Origin of the sequence: Corynebacterium sp. KPL2861, assembly GCF_040225475.1 — a bacterium.
Lineage (GTDB): Bacteria > Actinomycetota > Actinomycetes > Mycobacteriales > Mycobacteriaceae > Corynebacterium.
Map to the genome: position 1 here is coordinate 123,165 of NZ_JBEHFW010000002.1, position 16,014 is coordinate 139,178.

General features: G+C 57.2%; 18 protein-coding genes and 1 tRNA gene. 14 read left to right on the forward strand and 5 right to left on the reverse strand.

Annotation, left to right across the window (positions count from 1 at the left end; translation table 11 throughout):
- Nucleotides 1-62: 62 nt before the first annotated feature.
- From ABRP84_RS02165 to ABRP84_RS02195, 7 genes are all read left to right on the forward strand, one after another.
- Nucleotides 63-623 (forward strand): septum formation initiator family protein, encoded by a 561-nt coding sequence (locus ABRP84_RS02165; protein WP_349852525.1) that lies wholly within the window; start codon nucleotides 63-65, stop codon nucleotides 621-623.
- A gap of 8 nt (nucleotides 624-631) precedes the next feature.
- Entirely contained in the window at nucleotides 632-1,180 is a 549-nt protein-coding gene (locus tag ABRP84_RS02170; protein ID WP_349852527.1) for a DUF501 domain-containing protein, read from the forward strand.
- Between the two features lie 9 nt (nucleotides 1,181-1,189).
- On the forward strand, nucleotides 1,190-2,155 hold the full coding sequence (locus ABRP84_RS02175; RefSeq protein WP_005280018.1) for a Ppx/GppA phosphatase family protein: 966 nt from the start codon (nucleotides 1,190-1,192) through the stop codon (nucleotides 2,153-2,155).
- 41 nt (nucleotides 2,156-2,196) lie between these two features.
- Nucleotides 2,197-2,270 (forward strand) — tRNA-Leu (locus ABRP84_RS02180).
- Between the two features lie 620 nt (nucleotides 2,271-2,890).
- A complete protein-coding gene (locus tag ABRP84_RS02185; RefSeq protein ID WP_023026140.1) occupies nucleotides 2,891-3,658 on the forward strand; it encodes a Bax inhibitor-1/YccA family protein in 768 nt (255 codons plus the stop codon).
- Between the two features lie 369 nt (nucleotides 3,659-4,027).
- Complete coding sequence (locus ABRP84_RS02190; RefSeq protein WP_349852529.1) at nucleotides 4,028-4,729, forward strand: DUF3558 family protein; 702 nt, start codon at nucleotides 4,028-4,030, stop codon at nucleotides 4,727-4,729.
- An 18-nt stretch (nucleotides 4,730-4,747) separates the two neighbouring features.
- Nucleotides 4,748-6,607 carry a hypothetical protein gene (locus tag ABRP84_RS02195; protein ID WP_349852531.1) on the forward strand — a complete coding sequence of 620 codons (1,860 nt, stop codon included), beginning with the start codon at nucleotides 4,748-4,750 and terminating at the stop codon, nucleotides 6,605-6,607.
- 57 nt (nucleotides 6,608-6,664) lie between these two features.
- Here the strand turns inward: ABRP84_RS02195 and ABRP84_RS02200 are convergent, their stop codons facing one another.
- The 3 genes from ABRP84_RS02200 to ABRP84_RS02210 form a co-directional block, all read right to left on the reverse strand.
- A complete protein-coding gene (locus tag ABRP84_RS02200) occupies nucleotides 6,665-6,937 on the reverse strand; it encodes a thiamine biosynthesis protein X (RefSeq protein ID WP_349852533.1) in 273 nt (90 codons plus the stop codon).
- Nucleotides 6,938-6,993: 56 nt separating this feature from the next.
- A complete protein-coding gene (gene greA / locus ABRP84_RS02205; protein ID WP_023026151.1) occupies nucleotides 6,994-7,515 on the reverse strand; it encodes a transcription elongation factor GreA in 522 nt (173 codons plus the stop codon).
- 120 nt (nucleotides 7,516-7,635) lie between these two features.
- Entirely contained in the window at nucleotides 7,636-8,106 is a 471-nt protein-coding gene (locus tag ABRP84_RS02210; RefSeq protein WP_023026153.1) for a DUF4307 domain-containing protein, read from the reverse strand.
- Between the two features lie 92 nt (nucleotides 8,107-8,198).
- Here ABRP84_RS02210 and mca point away from each other — a divergent pair, with 92 nt between their 5' ends.
- From mca to ABRP84_RS02225, 3 genes are read left to right on the forward strand one after another with little or no spacing between them, the layout of a single operon-like run.
- A complete protein-coding gene (gene mca, locus ABRP84_RS02215) occupies nucleotides 8,199-9,089 on the forward strand; it encodes a mycothiol conjugate amidase Mca (protein ID WP_349852536.1) in 891 nt (296 codons plus the stop codon).
- A 3-nt stretch (nucleotides 9,090-9,092) separates the two neighbouring features.
- Nucleotides 9,093-9,404: a hypothetical protein gene (locus ABRP84_RS02220; protein WP_349852538.1), complete on the forward strand. Its 312-nt coding sequence runs from the start codon at nucleotides 9,093-9,095 to the stop codon at nucleotides 9,402-9,404.
- Between the two features lie 18 nt (nucleotides 9,405-9,422).
- Nucleotides 9,423-10,193: an isoprenyl transferase gene (locus ABRP84_RS02225; protein WP_349852540.1), complete on the forward strand. Its 771-nt coding sequence runs from the start codon at nucleotides 9,423-9,425 to the stop codon at nucleotides 10,191-10,193.
- A 3-nt stretch (nucleotides 10,194-10,196) separates the two neighbouring features.
- On the opposite strand, the gene coaA is transcribed toward ABRP84_RS02225, so the two are convergent.
- Nucleotides 10,197-11,123 (reverse strand): type I pantothenate kinase, encoded by a 927-nt coding sequence (gene coaA, locus ABRP84_RS02230; RefSeq protein WP_349852542.1) that lies wholly within the window; start codon nucleotides 11,121-11,123, stop codon nucleotides 10,197-10,199.
- 119 nt (nucleotides 11,124-11,242) lie between these two features.
- Between coaA and glyA the strand changes: the two genes are divergently transcribed.
- Entirely contained in the window at nucleotides 11,243-12,526 is a 1,284-nt protein-coding gene (gene glyA, locus ABRP84_RS02235; RefSeq protein ID WP_349852544.1) for a serine hydroxymethyltransferase, read from the forward strand.
- Here glyA and ABRP84_RS02240 read toward each other — a convergent pair.
- A complete protein-coding gene (locus ABRP84_RS02240) occupies nucleotides 12,523-12,927 on the reverse strand; it encodes a DUF5997 family protein (protein WP_502879767.1) in 405 nt (134 codons plus the stop codon). The genes glyA and ABRP84_RS02240 overlap by 4 nt on opposite strands.
- A 35-nt stretch (nucleotides 12,928-12,962) precedes the next feature.
- Between ABRP84_RS02240 and ABRP84_RS02245 the strand changes: the two genes are divergently transcribed.
- The 3 genes from ABRP84_RS02245 (at nucleotide 12,963) to phoH2 (ending at nucleotide 15,985) form a co-directional block, all read left to right on the forward strand.
- On the forward strand, nucleotides 12,963-13,637 hold the full coding sequence (locus ABRP84_RS02245; protein WP_023026167.1) for a LysR family transcriptional regulator substrate-binding protein: 675 nt from the start codon (nucleotides 12,963-12,965) through the stop codon (nucleotides 13,635-13,637).
- Nucleotides 13,638-13,793: 156 nt separating this feature from the next.
- Nucleotides 13,794-14,384 (forward strand): LGFP repeat-containing protein, encoded by a 591-nt coding sequence (locus ABRP84_RS02250; protein ID WP_349852547.1) that lies wholly within the window; start codon nucleotides 13,794-13,796, stop codon nucleotides 14,382-14,384.
- 236 nt (nucleotides 14,385-14,620) lie between these two features.
- Nucleotides 14,621-15,985, forward strand: a complete 1,365-nt coding sequence (gene phoH2, locus ABRP84_RS02255; RefSeq protein WP_349852549.1) for an RNA 5'-3' helicase PhoH2 — start codon at nucleotides 14,621-14,623, stop codon at nucleotides 15,983-15,985.
- The last annotated feature ends 29 nt before the right edge of the window (nucleotides 15,986-16,014 follow it).

Genomic DNA, 16,014 nt, shown 5'->3' on the forward strand with positions numbered 1-16,014 from the left:
GGTGAATTTCCGCGCGTGCAACGCCCTTGTTACTGGTGTGGCGGCGCTAGGATAGTAATCCTATGGCACGTGAGAAGAAGACGGAGCGCCGCCGGAGCCGCACTAGGGTTCCGGTGGCCTCGCGTGCTGCGGATATCCGCAAATCCCAGCGGGCGCAGGAAAAGAAGAACCGCAAGCCCGATCGCATGAGCATCGTTGGCATGACCGTCATCGTTGTTTTTGTGCTGGTGGTGCTCGTCATCATCGCGGTTCCGCTGCGCAATTACTACCACGGCCGCTCCGAAATCGCCCGGCTTAATGAATCGATTGCAGCGAAGCAGGATGAAAAAGACGCCCTGCTAAAAGAGATCGATAAATATAAATCCGACGACTATATCAAGCAGGAAGCCCGGCGGCGCTTCGGCGTGGTGGAGCAGGGCGAGACCGCGTACCGCATCCTCGATCCTAATATTCAGCCCGATAACCAGGTCACGACCAATAGCAAGGAGCAGGAAGATTCGCGCCCGTGGTTTGAGGTGCTGTGGGATTCGGTGGCAGAACCGCCCGAGGAAGAGGCCCCAGCGGCCGAGTCGCATCACCTGCCAATTGAGCCAGCGCCTGAGGAAAGCGACGATATGCGATAATTGTTCGCATGACCGTCACTGATGCAGATTTAGCCATCGTCTCCGCGCAATTGGGCCGCACCCCACGCGGCGTGCTGGAGATATCCTTCCGCACGCCGGATGGCCAACCGGCCGTGATTAAAACCTCTCCCAAGCTGCCGGATGGCACCCCATTTCCCACGCTGTATTACCTCACCGATCCCCGATTGACCGCGGAGGCCTCCCGGTTGGAGGTCGCCCACGTAATGAAGTGGATGGAGTCCCGCCTAGCCGAGGACAAGGAGCTCGCCGCGGACTATCAGCACGCTCACGAGCATTTCTTGACCAAGCGCAACGAGATTGAGGACTTGGGCACTGATTTCTCTGGCGGCGGCATGCCAGAGCGAGTGAAGTGCCTGCACGTGCTCATCGCCTATGCGCTTGCCGAAGGCCCACAGCACTTCCGCCTCGGTACCGAAGCCGTGGCCATGGCGGCCGACCACGGTAAACTGCGCGGGACGGCGATTCCGCAGGACTGGCCCACAGTGGAAGAGCTGGGCATTGACCTGGCGGAGTTCGATTTTTCCAACGCGGAATAGGAGTAAGACATGACTCGCGTGGCAGCCATTGACTGCGGTACCAATTCCATTCGCCTGTTAATTTCTGAGATTGATGAAGACGGCAAGGTACGCGATATTACCCGCACCATGGAAATCATTCGCCTGGGCCAAGGCGTGGATGCAACGGGTGAAATCGCGCCCGATGCCTTAGAGCGCGCCCGCGTGGCCTTGGAGGGCTATGTGCGCCAGATGAAGTTTGAAAAGGTTACCCGCGTGCGCATGGTGGCAACCAGTGCCACCCGCGATGCGAAGAATCAGCAGGAATTTTTCGATATGACCGCCGAGCTTTTGGGTCAGATCCAATCCGGCGCAAAGGCGGAGGTTATCTCCGGCGAAGAAGAAGCACTCCTGTCCTTTAACGGCGCGGTCGCCGATATGGAGCCGGACCGCGGCCCCTTCTGCGTCATTGACTTGGGCGGCGGGTCCACCGAATTCGTCGTGGGCACCGCCGATGAAGAGATTCTAGGTTCGCACTCTGCGTACATGGGCTGCGTGCGCCTGACCGAGCGCATCATGCGCACCGATCCGCCCACGGAATCAGAAATAGAGATCGCCTCCGAATACGTGGCAGAGCGCATGGGTGAGGTAGAAAAGATCGTCCCCATGTCCAAGGCACGCACCATCGTGGGCTGTGCGGGCACGTTCACCACGCTATCCGCCCTTGCCCAGGGCCTAGAGCGTTATGACCCCGATGCGATCCACGGCTCGGAGCTGCGTTTTGATGCCCTGCGGGTGCTGCTTAAGCAACTCGTCAGCATCCCTTCCGAGGAACGCGCCCTGAATCCCGTCATTCACCCCGGCCGCGCCGATGTTATCGGCGGTGGGGCAGTAGCCGTTGAGGGAATCATGCAGCTTATCGAGCGAACCAGCGATGCACGCAGCTTCTTCATCAGTGAAAAAGACATCCTGGACGGCATCATTGCAGGTCTGGTTAGTGAATCGACCCCTCATTAACTCTTTTTAGGAATAGTGTCCTACACTATTCCTTGCGCCTCGCCCCCATAGCCCAATCGGCAGAGGCAGTCGACTTAAAATCGATTCAGTGTGGGTTCGAGTCCCACTGGGGGCACGCTGTGGAGTCTCGAGACATCGTTCCTATGGTGTCTCGAGATTTTTCGTATGGCTGAGCCTAGCGTTTTAACTGGCTGGGAGGGCCCGGCCTAGTCGCGTGCCATTCGCCCACCACATCCGCGAGCCAAAGACGCGTGCGGCCCAATCCTCGCCGGTTCACGGCCCTTTGCCTGTATCTACGTCAGTGATATTAGGCTGCACTGTTTTTCCGGTTGTTGCTGTCGATGGCAATTCCGACTGCAATGAATGCAGGGATGAAAAATGCGCTAGCTCCCGCCAGCGTCATGATGATTGCTGTGGCAGTGGAAATGAGTGTAAATCGCAAGATGTTCCTTAACTCTTGGCCGAATTATGACTGTCTAGGCACTTGAGGATCAGCTCATGTGAAGGTACCTCTTCTAAGATTATATCGAAGCTACGGATAGCAAATCCTCGGCTCACCCGACAGGAGAGCAAGTTCCTAGCAGCATAGCTCGGGATACGTCAGCGGAGGCAACGGTCCAGTAATAAATTTCTTGGGATCTTGAGCAAATTATTCTAAATGAGGAACTTTATGGGGCGTGGTGACGTTGATCTACATGAGAAAGCTGATTTGTACATCACTGAGAAAGGACAACCGTGCGTTCAAGCAATCCGGTTATGACCTCGCTAACTGAAAGTAGCCAGCAGCAGAACCCCGGCTACGCGGGCGAAGCCCCTCGCCCTATGACTGTGGATGACGTCGTCACCAAGACGGGAATTACCCTCGGCATTATTATCGTGGCCGCTGCCATCAACTTCTACCTGGGCACCATGAACCCAGGCACGGCCATGATGCTTATGCTCGTCGGTGGCATTGGCGGATTCATCACCGTACTCGTGGCCTCCTTTGGCCGTAAGTGGGGCTCGCCGGCCGCGACCCTCACCTACGCAGTATTCGAGGGCCTTTTCGTTGGTGGCTTCTCCTTCGTATTCGCGAACAGTACCATCGGTGGTTCTAATGGCATGGCGCTGATTGGCCAGGCAATCGTCGGTACCATCGGCGTGTTCATCGGTATGCTCATTGTCTACAAGACTGGCGCAGTGAAGGTTACGCCAAAGTTCACCAAGATTTTGGTCGGGCTCATCGCAGGTGTTGCAGTCATGGCTCTCGCTAACTTCTTGGGTGCAATCTTCTTCGACTTCAACCCACTGCGCGATGGTGGCCCCCTCGCCATCATCTTCTCCTTGGTCTGCATCGTCTTGGCTGCTCTGTCCTTCCTGACTGACTTTGACCAAGCAGACCGCCTTATCCGCGCCGGTGCTCCTGCTAAGCAGGCATGGGGCGTGGCTCTCGGCTTGGCCGTAACCTTGGTCTGGCTCTACACCGAAATTCTTCGCCTGTTGAGCTACGTTCAGCGCAACTAAGCCTTTTCGCGCTTTCGGCCCGCACTACGGTGCGGGCCATTTTTGTGTCCGCGTTTGGATTACGGGCGTGTAATTATTGGGGTAATTGAGGGGGTATTAAGTCGTTCTTTAGCCTTTAAGCGGGTAGGAGAGCGCATTCAGGTTTAAGACAGCTAATGAGCAGCAAATTTCACCATGTGCAAAGTTATAAATGTGGCGTATGAGATAACTGAAATAGTTAAATAGTGACTAATTTGCGGGCTCGACAAGAAATTTTTGCACGATTCATGCATGCTATGTGGCGGGAACGGGAAACCGGAAGGTAGAGAGTTCTCTCCTCTATTTTCTTCTCGTTCCAGCTCGTCTAAAAGGGGTAACCGAAGGATTGTTGTGAAACGTCAGGCAACCGTAGCAGCGCTGGTAGTCAGTTCGGTCGCGCTGAGTGGCTGCGCTGCGGAAGTCGGCTCGAGGAGCGCATCAGAAGACGCCGCGATGTCGGCAGAAGCTGATGGCACTAGTTCGGCCGATGGCGCGGGTGATGCCAACGGGAACCAGGGGGATGACGTGGAAGATAATCTGGGGGATTCGGGACACTCCAAAGACGAGAATTCGGGGGCTGGCGCCGGTTTTCGGGGGGAGACCGGCGCCAGGGCAGATGGGGATTCCGGAGTACTACCGCCACCGGGAGAATTTGATCCTGCAGATCCAGATTTCGAGCTATTCGATCCATGTACGGAGATTCCACAGGACAGGCTGGAGGCTGCTGGGATCGGTTTACCTGTAGGTGATCAAGAACGGAAATCTGGTTATGCCTTTTGTACATTCAAGGCTGGATCCAATCAACGCAATAGTGGGGTGATTGGCTTTACTAGCACCCTTATTTCTGCAAGTAATAATGAAGCAAAGAATAGCGAAGGTGATTCCTCATTAGGAATAGTTATTGAAAATAGTGATTTCAAGGGTATATTTTGCACGGTAGAATTGCTGACAAATCGGGGTTATTTGCAGGTCAGTCATTCGGGAACTGATTTGAGCGATTCGTACCAGAAGAAATGTTCACAGGCTAGAGAAATTTTGACAAAACTTCAATAAAATCAATCGGGGGGAATTATGGAAATCAACTTTGATAGCGTTGCTTCAGTTGCGATGAAAACTGAATCATTGCGTGAAAACTTGAAACAATCAGTCCTAGAAACGCACTCGCCGCTGAATGCTAGTTTTTCGCCGGTTAGAGGGATCGATCATGTCGGATCAATCCATCAGAGGGTTTTGGAAACAGATCCTAGTTCAGCAAGTAATTCGTTGACCTCTTTTGCAGGGCAATTGGATTGGCTTTACGACAGCCTTGCCCGAGAAGCCCGAGGCTTTGAAGCCCAAGAATCTGCGAATAGCAGGGCGATGGATATCGCTGATGCGGGTGGTGAGATAGGCGTTGAATCGATGCCGATTATGGACCAGCCGGAGCCGGGGTATAGCCCGTTTATGTTTACTCCGCCCGTTGTTAACGTCGGCACGTCGATTACCAAGCTGGCTACGGACTTGATGTCTACGCAGATTTGGAGTGTATCCGAGGCTAATGCGCGGTGGAGCTCTTTAGGTTCTGAAGTTCGGGAGATCGTGAGTGGACTTGAACAAGCCGCTGGGTCTTTGGAAAGTGAGAATGACAGCGAAACGACGTCGCGGGCGGCTGCGAAGATCCGGGAGGTAGCGGCCTCGGGGAAACACTTTGTGGCCAATGCTGAAGTAATGGGAGATAAGCTCACTGGTTTCCACTCGCGGTTGATGATGATTCAGCCGTCGGCAATGGCAATGGCGATGGAGATTATGAAGATCCCTGACCCGGCGGAGCGGAAAATCGCAGAGACTGCGGCGTTGGCAAAGCTCCAACCGGATCTTCAAAGGTTGGCCATTGACGCAATGCCTAACCAACATTCACTGATGGAACAGTCGCCAGCCTCCGGAGGAGGCGGCGTTGATGCCGGTTTGTCTGGTGTGGACGGCGACGGCCAGAAATATAACACCGACAATGTCGTGTGGCCGCGCGCGATCCAAGAAGCTATTGCCCGCGGCGATCTGGGGCCGGGAAATTTTGATGTGGCAAATGGTACGGTTCACGATTTGGAGTCGGTGGGCATGACTCCAGAGGAAACCACCGCTTTCCAGGAACAATTGCATGCAGATGGCAGAAAGGCTCTTTCCCAACTAGGGGTGGGCGATGGAATAGATATCAGCGGTCGCGATGTCGCAACCAGTGGAGCCTCACTCCCTGGGACGACGCCGCATAGTCAGTTAGGTTCTATGTCAATGTCTGGCGGTGGGCCCGGTGCTATGGGGATAGGCACTGGGTCTGGGTTAGGTACCGGAACTGGAATCGCAAACGCCGCGGGTGCTCCTAACTTAGGCGGGAGAGCCGGAAGCGGGAATCCTGGCGCTCTCCGCGGTGGCGGATTCAATCCACTGGCCGGGATCGGCAGCGGGGCCTTGGGTACGGGTGGAAGGCTTGGTTCTGGAATAGGCGGACATATGGGCGCAGTCGTAAATTCCGCTCCTGGATTGGGTGCTGGCGGAACCGGTGCGCGTGGCGCAGCAGCTCTGCGTGGTGGTTCCGGTGAGAGCGTCGGAGCTCGCGGCGTGGGAGGTGCGCTTCCTCGCGCGGCAGGTGAAGCTGCTGGCAATAGCAGCGGTGGTAACGGTAGCCGAGGACCCCTGGAAAGGGGCGCTGCACGTGAAGCCGTGGTGCGCGGGGGAGGCGCCACCACTGGCGCCGGTACCAAATCTGTTGCCGCGAGGCCGGCCGCAGGCATGCGAGCCTTTGCACCAATGATGGGAGCCCGGGGTCAGGGAAATGACAAGAATCGGGTGAAGGCGGTAACGACTCAAGTTGAGCGCGATCCGAATAAACGGGATCTGTTGGGCGAGCCACCGGCGGTCGTGCCTGGGGTCATCGGCAATTGGGCGCGAGAATCCTAGACAGTGAATTGGGAGAAAGAAAAAGGCTGAAGGAAATAATCCTTCAGCCTACTTCTTTTATTGCGGCAGTTGCGTCGCGGTGGCGTTTGGCTGCTGCTCAGGTTCCTCGACCCCGTTCTGCAGGCCCTCCGAATCCGCTCCGGGCTCGGTGGTGGCGGCGGACGAAGACGTATCGGCATCCTTTTGCGCCGGTGCCTCGCCGGTAAAGGTCGATGCGTTGTCGATCTTGCCGGATTCAGAATCCTGCTGGTTCGGCGGGTGGCAGGCGGCCAAGGAAAGGCCGGCGGAAAATACTAATCCAGCGGTGGCGAAGCGGGAGAATTTCTTCATGGGGATGTGCTCTTTCTCCAGAGTAGTGAAGGCGGTAGTGGGGTGGAAGGAGGAAATTAGGACTCGCGCGGGGTGGCGGCCTTGGCGGAATCGTACGGGGCAGCTGATTCGATGGTTACCGAAATGGTCTTACCGTTTGGTGCGGAGTACTCGCGGGTTTCACCCTCCTGCGCACCGATGATGGCTGCGCCCAGCGGAGACTGCTCCGAGTAGGTTTCTAGGTCCTTGTTATCGGTCGCAGCGGCGCGGGTACCGATGAGGAAGGTTTCCTTATCGTCCTTGTCGCCGTTGTAATACACGTGAACAACGCTGCCGGTGTAGGCAACGCCTTCCTGCATGGTGCCACGCTCGGTGGTGGAGTTAGCCAGCAGCTCAGAAATCTGCTTGATGCGGGCCTCTTCCTGGTCCTGCATCTCGCGGGCGGCATCGTAGCCGGCGTTTTCTTTCAGGTCGCCCTCTTCGCGGCGCTCATTGATTTCCGCCGCAACCTCTGGGCGGTGATCGATGAGTTCCTGCAGCTCGGTCTCGAGCTTTGCCTTGGTTTCTGGGGTGATGTACTGCTTTTGCTGCTCAGCCATTCTAAAACCTTCCGTGCTGTGGAATAGTGGTCAAAGTCCCGCGCTGATGGAGGGACAGAAGTTAAGTATGCAACCAGGCAAATGCCCAGTTCTAGGCTGTACAAATCCTAGCACATGGACCTAGCGACTTTCCGCGTAGTCGGGATTGTCCATATCCAGGTAATCGGGGATATTGCCGGAGCAGCCGTAGGCACCACCGGCGACGGCACGGGCATTGGTGGGGACATCGACGGCAACGCGATGCGTCTCATTTCCGCCAGCGGGAACGGCAAATTCGCGACGGCCTACCTCGGATTTGGAGTAATCGTAAGCCTGCACGATGCAGTAAGCATCCTCATCGGTGTGATTTCGGGTCACATCGACCCACACGCGGGTGGTGTCATCGCTCAGAACCTCTTGGGTGACCATCGAAATCTGCGCATTGACGGATTCTTTTTCCCGAAAATACTGGAAGCCGTAGTAGAGAAGGGTGACGAGCATGGCTGCAAAAATCAACACCAGCGCCTTATTGGTCCAGCTACCAGAGTTCTTTTTTGATTTATCGCGCGAGCCGTAGCGCGCGGCGGAGCGAGAATTTCCGGCGGAAGTCATAGCCCTACTTTAACCGAGGAGTACCATTTTCCCATTATCTACTAAGATAGTGATCTGTTCTAAAAGCTAGATTTAAAGGGGATGGATTTTCAGTGAGCGACTTTCGCCTCCTAGCAATCCACGCACACCCGGACGATGAATCCTCCAAGGGTGCCGCGACTACGGCCCGTTACGCTGCAGAAGGTGCGGATGTAATGGTGCTGACCTGCACCGGTGGTGAACGCGGTGACATTATTAACCCGGCCATGGACCGCCCTGGCGTTAAGGAAAACATGGCTGAGGTACGCCGCGAGGAAATGGCTAAGGCAGCCCGCGCGCTTGGGGTCCAACACCAGTGGTTAGGCCACGTTGATTCCGGCCTGCCAGATCCTGAGGAAGGCAAGAGCATGGAAGAGCTCTTGCCGGAAGGCTGCTTTGCCCTGATGGGCGATGATGCAGCGGCCCAGGAAATGGTGCGCGTTATCCGCTCATTCCGCCCGCAGGTCATCATTACCTATGACGAAAATGGCGGCTACCCGCACCCAGACCACCTCATGGTTCACCGAGCCTCCATGATCGCGTGGGAAAAGGCGGGTGACCCTTCCTACCACCCCGAATTGGGCGAGCCCTTCGAGCCGCTGAAGCTGTACTACTCGCATGGCTTTGTGTACCAGCGCATGAAGATGTTCCACGATCTTCTCCTTGAGGAAGGAAAGCCCAGCCCGTATGGTCCCATGCTGGCGCGTTGGGATACGGCGTTTGGCGATATCATGGCTCGCGTTACCACGCAGGTGGAGTGTGCCGATTACTTCCAAAATCGCGATGATGCGCTGCGGGCGCATGCGACGCAGATCGATCCGGCCGGGGCCTTCTTGGCCACCTCCGTGGAGGTCCAACAGCGGCTGTGGCCAACGGAGGAGTTTGAGTTAGCCAAGACTCGGGTATCGACCTCTCTGCCGGAAAATGATTTATTTGCGGGCATTGAAAAGAACGAGGAGACTTAAGATATGAGCGTCTATGACTCCCTTTTCCTGGCTGCGCACGATGTCACTTTCCTTGCGCAAGGCACAGAAGGTGCAGAAGGCGGACCGATGGGGCCAGAGTTTGGTAAGGCCTCGCCCATCGGGCTGCTTATCTTAGCCATTTTGGGTGTTGCCGTGCTGGTAGCGGGGTGGAATTTTCACCGTCGCTATTCGCGTTTCCGTCGGCGCACCATGTTCGCTGAAGACCACGGGATCGATCCATTCGACGAAGAGGCAGTGGATGCGGCGCTCAAGGAAGCTGGCCTATACGATAACCGCAAGAAGTCGATTTTCTAGCCGGCTGGAGTAATCAACGTGACATTCCTCAAGCGGCTGATGTACCCCTTATATGAAGCACGACTTGTGCGGCTTATCAAGGGCAGACCGCAGCCGAAGCACGTGGCGATCATGGCTGACGGCAACCGCCGCTGGGCGCGGGAAGCCGGGTTTACGGATATCAGCCACGGCCACCGCCAGGGGGCGAAGAAAATTGGAGAGATGATCGCGTGGTGCCGCGATACCGATATTGAGGTAGTCACCATCTACCTCTTATCCACGGAGAACTTGAAGCGCAGCCAGCAGGAAGTACAGCTGCTTTTTGACATCATCTCTGATGTGGTCACGCATTTGTCCCAGGGGGATCTGGATTGCCAGGTGCGCCTTGTGGGTAACTTAGATTTATTGCCCGCGTCGGTAACCCAGCGCATGGTTGACGCCGCTGAGGAAACCAAGGATAACCAAGGCGTCATCGTCAATGTGGCCGTGGGCTACGGTGGGCGCCAAGAAATCGTCGATGCCGTACAGAAGCTGGTGCGCAGCGAAGCCGAAAAGGGCACGAGCGCGGCCGAGATGGCGGACCGAGTCACCGCAGACTCGATTACGGAACACCTCTATACCAAGGGCCTGCCGGACCCGGACTTGGTGATTCGCACCTCCGGTGAGCAGCGCCTTTCCGGATTCCTCCTGTGGCAAGCAGCCTATTCAGAAATCTGGTTCACCGATACCTATTGGCCGGCATTCCGGAAGGTAGATTTCCTGCGCGCGCTGCGTGATTATTCGCAGCGTTCGCGCCGCTTTGGTAAGTAGCGGCTAGATTTTTCGCATGCGGACCTGTTCAACCAGGTGATGCGATCCCTTCTTCAATACCAGCGATGCACGCACGCGGGTGGGTAGGATATTTTCCACTAAGTTTGGCAGGTTAATGGATTGCCAAATCTCGCGGGCCTGGGCGCGCGCCTGCTCATCGTTCATATCGGCATAAGCAGCGAAGTGGGCATTGGGCCGGCGGAATTCGGTGTGGCGCAGCGTGAGGAAGCGGTCGATGTACCACTGTTCAATATCGTCCGTGCGGGCGTCGACGTAGACGGAGAAATCAAATAGATCCGCGATGGTTAAGGTGGGGCTGGTCTGGAGGACGTTGAGGCCTTCCAAAATCAAGATATCCGGCTGATTGACCTCTTGATAGCGATCTTTGACGATGTCATAGGTGATATGCGAATACAGCGGCGCTTTGACCAAGGGTTTTCCGGATTTGACGTCGGTAACAAAGCGCATAAGTGCACGGCGGTCATAGGATTCGGGGAAACCCTTGCGCTTCATCAGTCCGCGGTCTTTAAGCGTTTGGGTGGGAAAGAGAAACCCGTCCGTGGTCACTAGGTCCACCTTCGGGTGTGAGTCCCATCGCTGTAGGAGCACTTGGAGGAGGCGGGCGGTGGTGGATTTACCCACGGCCACGGAACCGCCCACGCCGATGACGAAGGGCACGTGCGTGGGTGGGTTGCCCAAGAAGGCCTCGGTGGCGGCGGTGAGTTGTTGCCGGGCGGTGACCTGCATGTGGATAAGACGGGAGAGGGGGAGGTAGACATCTGCGACCTCGTCCAAATCAATGCGGTCGCCGATGCCCCGTAGTTCTTCTAGCTCGTTTTCTGTCAGCACCTGTGGCATGGATTTGCGGAGTTCACGCCAGGTTTCACGGTCAAAGTCGAGGTAGGGGCTTGAATCCAAGTTGCGCGCCATAGCCTAATTGTCGCACGCGGTGATAAGGGGATGAAAAATTTGCCCCCTGTAAGGTAGCCGAAAGGTTATGATATGTAATGGCTCATACTGCTTCCTACCGAGAAGAGGACTAGTCTTATATGGCTTCTTTTAATACTGACCTGCGCGATCTTGACCCGGATGTTTTCGGCGCTATCCAGGGAGAAATTTCCCGTCAGCGCGAAACGCTGGAAATGATTGCTTCTGAGAACTTCGTGCCGCGCGCCGTCCTGCAGGCACAGGGTTCTGTCTTGACCAATAAGTACGCCGAGGGCTACCCGGGGCGTCGTTACTACGGCGGCTGTGAGCACGTCGATGTTGTTGAGGATCTGGCCCGCGACCGTGCGAAGGCGCTCTTCAACGCGGAATTTGCTAACGTGCAGCCGCACTCTGGTGCGCAGGCCAATGCCGCAGTCCTGTCCAGCATCGCGGAGCCGGGCGATAAGATCCTCGGCCTGTCCTTGGCCCACGGTGGGCACTTGACCCACGGTATGAAGTTGAACTTCTCCGGTAAGCTTTACGATGTCGCAGCTTATGGCGTAGACCCAGAGACCATGCGCGTGGATATGGACAAGCTGCGTGAGCAGGCGCTGAAGGAGAAGCCAAAGGTCATCATCGGCGGTTGGTCCGCCTACCCGCGCACCCTGGATTTCGCGGCCTTCCGCGAGATCGCCGATGAGGTGGGCGCTTACCTGTGGGTAGATATGGCCCACTTCGCGGGTCTGGTTGCCGCAGGCCTGCACCCGAACCCAGTCGAGCACGCCGATATCGTCTCCACCACCGTGCACAAGACCTTGGGTGGTCCACGCTCTGGCATGATCTTGGCCAAGCAGGAGTACGCAAAGAAGCTGAACTCCAATGTCTTCCCCGGCCAGCAGGGCGGACCGCTGATGCACGCGGTAGCGGCAAAGGCCATTTCTATGAAGATTGCGGCCAGCGAGGAATTCAAGGAGCGCCAAGAGCGCACCCTCGAGGGCGCCCGCATTCTGGCAGATCGCCTCTTGGCGGAAGATACGCAGGCAGCTGGCGTGGACGTCGTCTCCGGCGGCACCGACGTCCACCTCGTCTTGGTCGATCTGCGCAATTCGCAGCTCGATGGTCAGCAGGCAGAAGACCTCTTGCACCAGGTAGGAATCACCGTTAACCGCAATGCGGTCCCGAACGACCCTCGCCCGCCGATGGTCACCTCGGGCCTGCGCATCGGCACCTCCGCCCTGGCCACCCGTGGCCTCGATGCGGATGCCTTCACCGAGGTTGCAGATGTTATCGGTACCGCCTTGGCACAGGGCAAAAACGCCGATGTCGAGGCACTTCGCCGGCGCGTCGATAAGATCGCCGAGCACTACCCGCTGTATGAAGGCCTCGAGGACTGGAAGCTGGTTTAGTCCTTATCTTCTAAGGAATCCTCTGCGGCGTCCTTGTGGACGTCGTGGCCGCGAGCCTGCGCCAGCGTGGCGCGGGCTCGCGGCAGCCACTCAGGCTGCTTTTCCAATAGCTCGCTGATTTCCGCGGTGGTCAGCGGCTTATCCATGTCATTCTTCTTTAGTGCGGTGACGGAAATGCCCAGCTTGTGGGCAACTTCTTGCCGGGGGTGGGGGCCTTCGCGGCGCAGCGTTTGCAGCCACTGCGGGGGATTGTGCTGCAATTCGCGCAGTTCTTCGTGGCTTACTGCGCTATTTTGAAATTCCTCGGGCGCGGCGGGCAGGTAGATATTCAGCTTCTTAGCGGCGGTCTGCGCGCGCATCGCGGTACCGGACGGTTGCTGTTGGTTATGTTGTTCACTCACGGTTTAACCGTAGCACTTTCAGTAGACTGTGCTCCATGCTGCGCTTAGCCTTTGTCACCGGTACACAACCTGGAAAATGGTTTCAGAGATTTCAGGACAATACCGCGCACGGCGGTTTATCTACCGTCGATGCGGATGACAGCATGGCGCAATTGCTCGCCGGCCACGCGGATCTGGCGCTGACCCGCCTGCCGGATGCGCGCGTGGATGACTCCTTCCACGTGGTCCGCCTTTATGAGGAGGCCCCCGGCATCGCGGTTCCAAAAGACTCCGTCTATGCGGAGGTGGGTGAGGAGCTGGCGCTTGCCGATGTCTCCGATGAACACCTCAACTACCGCCTCACCGATGCCGGTGAGGTCGATATCGCCGCCGTACGCGAAGCCCTGCAGGTGGTCGCAGCCAATGTGGGAATCGCTATTGCACCGCTGCCGCTGCTAAAAATCCTCAGCAAGAAACAGGTAGTCCCGCTCGCTCTGAAGGGCAGCGACGTGCCGATTACCGAAATCGCGTTGGTCTGGAGAAAGGCAGAGGATAGTGAGGCCATTCAGGATTTTGTGGGCATCGCTAAGGGCCGCACTGCCCGTTCCTCTAGGCAGGAAAAGCCGAAACGAACGGCTCGCGAAAAGGCTAAAGCTAAACAGTCTCGGAAGATTGTTAACAATCCGTTACAGAAACAAAAGAAGCGCCCTAAGCAGCGCAAACGGCGGTGAACTGAAAGCTGATCTGCGCTATTCTCGGTGCACACAGTGGCACGATAGTGCAGTTCGCGTATACGGTTGGCTGCGCTCGCCACAATGGCGGCTGAAAACTACAGTGAACTAATTTTTCGGCTGAAAAATCGAAAGGTAGATCTAGAAATGCGCAAGATGACTCGTCGTATTGCAGGTGGCTTCGCGGCCGCAACCCTTTCCGTTGCACTCGTTGCATGCTCGGACGCAGAGGATGCCGCCGATGACGCCAAGGATACCGCTGGCTCTGTAGCCGCAGACGCCTCGGATTCTGCCGGCTCTGCCGCATCCGATGCCACCGACGCCGCAGGTTCCGCCGCTGCAGAGGCAACCGGCTCCAAGGACGAAAATGGAGAGGGCGGTACCCAGACCATCACCACCGCTGGCGGCGAGGAAGAAGTTCCCGCTGACCTTGCAACCGCCATCGAGGAAAAGCAGGCCGAGTGGGGTGACGTGCAGAGCGTAGAGTCCTCCGATAAGGGCACCCTGGCTACCTTCGAGGGTGGCAAGCACTTGGTCTACTCTGAGGAGACTGGTGCACAGCCGGTCATCGGCAAGATTGCTGAAACCTGGGTAAACGAGGGTGGCCTCGACTCTTCCGTTGGCCTGCCTACCAAGCCAGAGGCTGACGCAACCGAGGCGAACGGCTGGACCCAAGAGTTTAGCAACGGCACCATCTCTTGGACTGAGGGTGAAGACGGCACCTTCGCGGCTGATATCAACGCCTAAAAGTTAAAAGTCGGCGCCCTGCCCACGCGGCGCGTCGATTACCTCTCGCCACGATCCCTGCGGGTTTCCCGCAGGGATTTGTCGTTTTCTTAAAGTTCATCTTCCACCCATGTGATTTCAACCTTGGGTGCTTAGGTTGGGTGGCAGCCCCTAAGAGATCGCAGCACTAGCGGCTCTAGAGGGCAGACAAGGAAGAACAGCTTTCTACCGTTTCACAAAGGAAGATTCCTGCCATCATGACTCGCCCCTCTGTACTTTCTACTCCACTAGGCACCACCGATAATGACGTCGCTACCAAGACCTACGTGCTTGATACCTCGGTCTTATTATCTGACCCGTGGGCGCTGCGAAAATTCGCCGAACACGAGGTCGTCCTTCCCGTTGTGGTTATCTCTGAATTGGAAGGAAAACGTCATCACCCGGAGCTTGGCTGGTTCGCCCGCCAAGCTCTTCGCTTTTTGGAAGAGCTGCGCGCTACCTACGAGGCGCTCGACCAACCCGTTCCGGTAAATGTGGCCGGCGGTACCTTGCGGGTAGAGCTCAACCACCAAGATCAGTCGCTCTTGCCGGCCGCATTCCGCGGGCCGGAAGGGGATCACCGCATCTTGGCCTGCGCCTTGAACCTGGCGCACGAAGGCAAGGACACGGTCCTTGTTACCAAGGACGTGCCGCTGCGCGTTAAGGCCGGCGCCGTGGGCGTGCAGGCCGATGAATATCACGCCCAGGACGTCATTTTGACCGGGTACTCCGGCATGGCCACCGCCTATACCACCACGGATGTCATCGATGCTCTCTACAGCGATGGGGAAGTGCTGCTCGATGGGGCTGTCACGGACGATGACACCCCGGTTGAAGATTTGCCGGTGCACTGCGGTATCACCTTGGTTGCCGGCGCGCAATCTGCCCTGGGCCGCATCATGCCGGACGGGGCGGTGCGTTTGGTGCGCGGCGACCGAAACGCCTTTGGCCTGCAGGGTCGTTCGGCGGAACAGCGCATCGCCCTGGACCTGCTCCTGGATCCGGAGGTTGGCATCGTGTCCATCGGCGGTAGGGCTGGTACCGGTAAATCAGCGCTGGCATTGTGCGCCGGCTTGGAGGCCGTCTTAGAGCGCGGGGAACACCGCCGCATTGTGGTATTTCGGCCGATGTACGCCGTAGGCGGGCAATCGCTGGGGTACTTGCCGGGCTCTGAATCAGAGAAGATGAACCCGTGGGCCCAAGCGGTCTATGACACCTTGGAAGGGTTGGTCTCTGACAACGTCCTGGAAGAGATCCACGAACGCGGGCTTATAGAGGTCTTGCCGCTGACCCATATCCGTGGCCGCGCCTTGCACGATGCCTTCGTCATCGTGGACGAGGCGCAGTCGCTGGAGCGCAATGTTTTGCTCACCGTGCTCTCGCGCTTGGGAGAAGGCTCGCGAGTCGTGCTTACCCACGACGTCGCACAGCGCGATAACCTGCGGGTGGGCCGCCACGATGGGGTGCAGGCGGTCATCGAAAAGCTCAAGGGCCACGAGCTCTTCTCGCACATTACCCTTAAGCGTTCGGAGCGCTCCGCCATTGCGGAACTCGTAACTGATCTATTAGAAGGCAACGACTAAGCGAGGGCTGGATGAATGCGTTTCGCAGA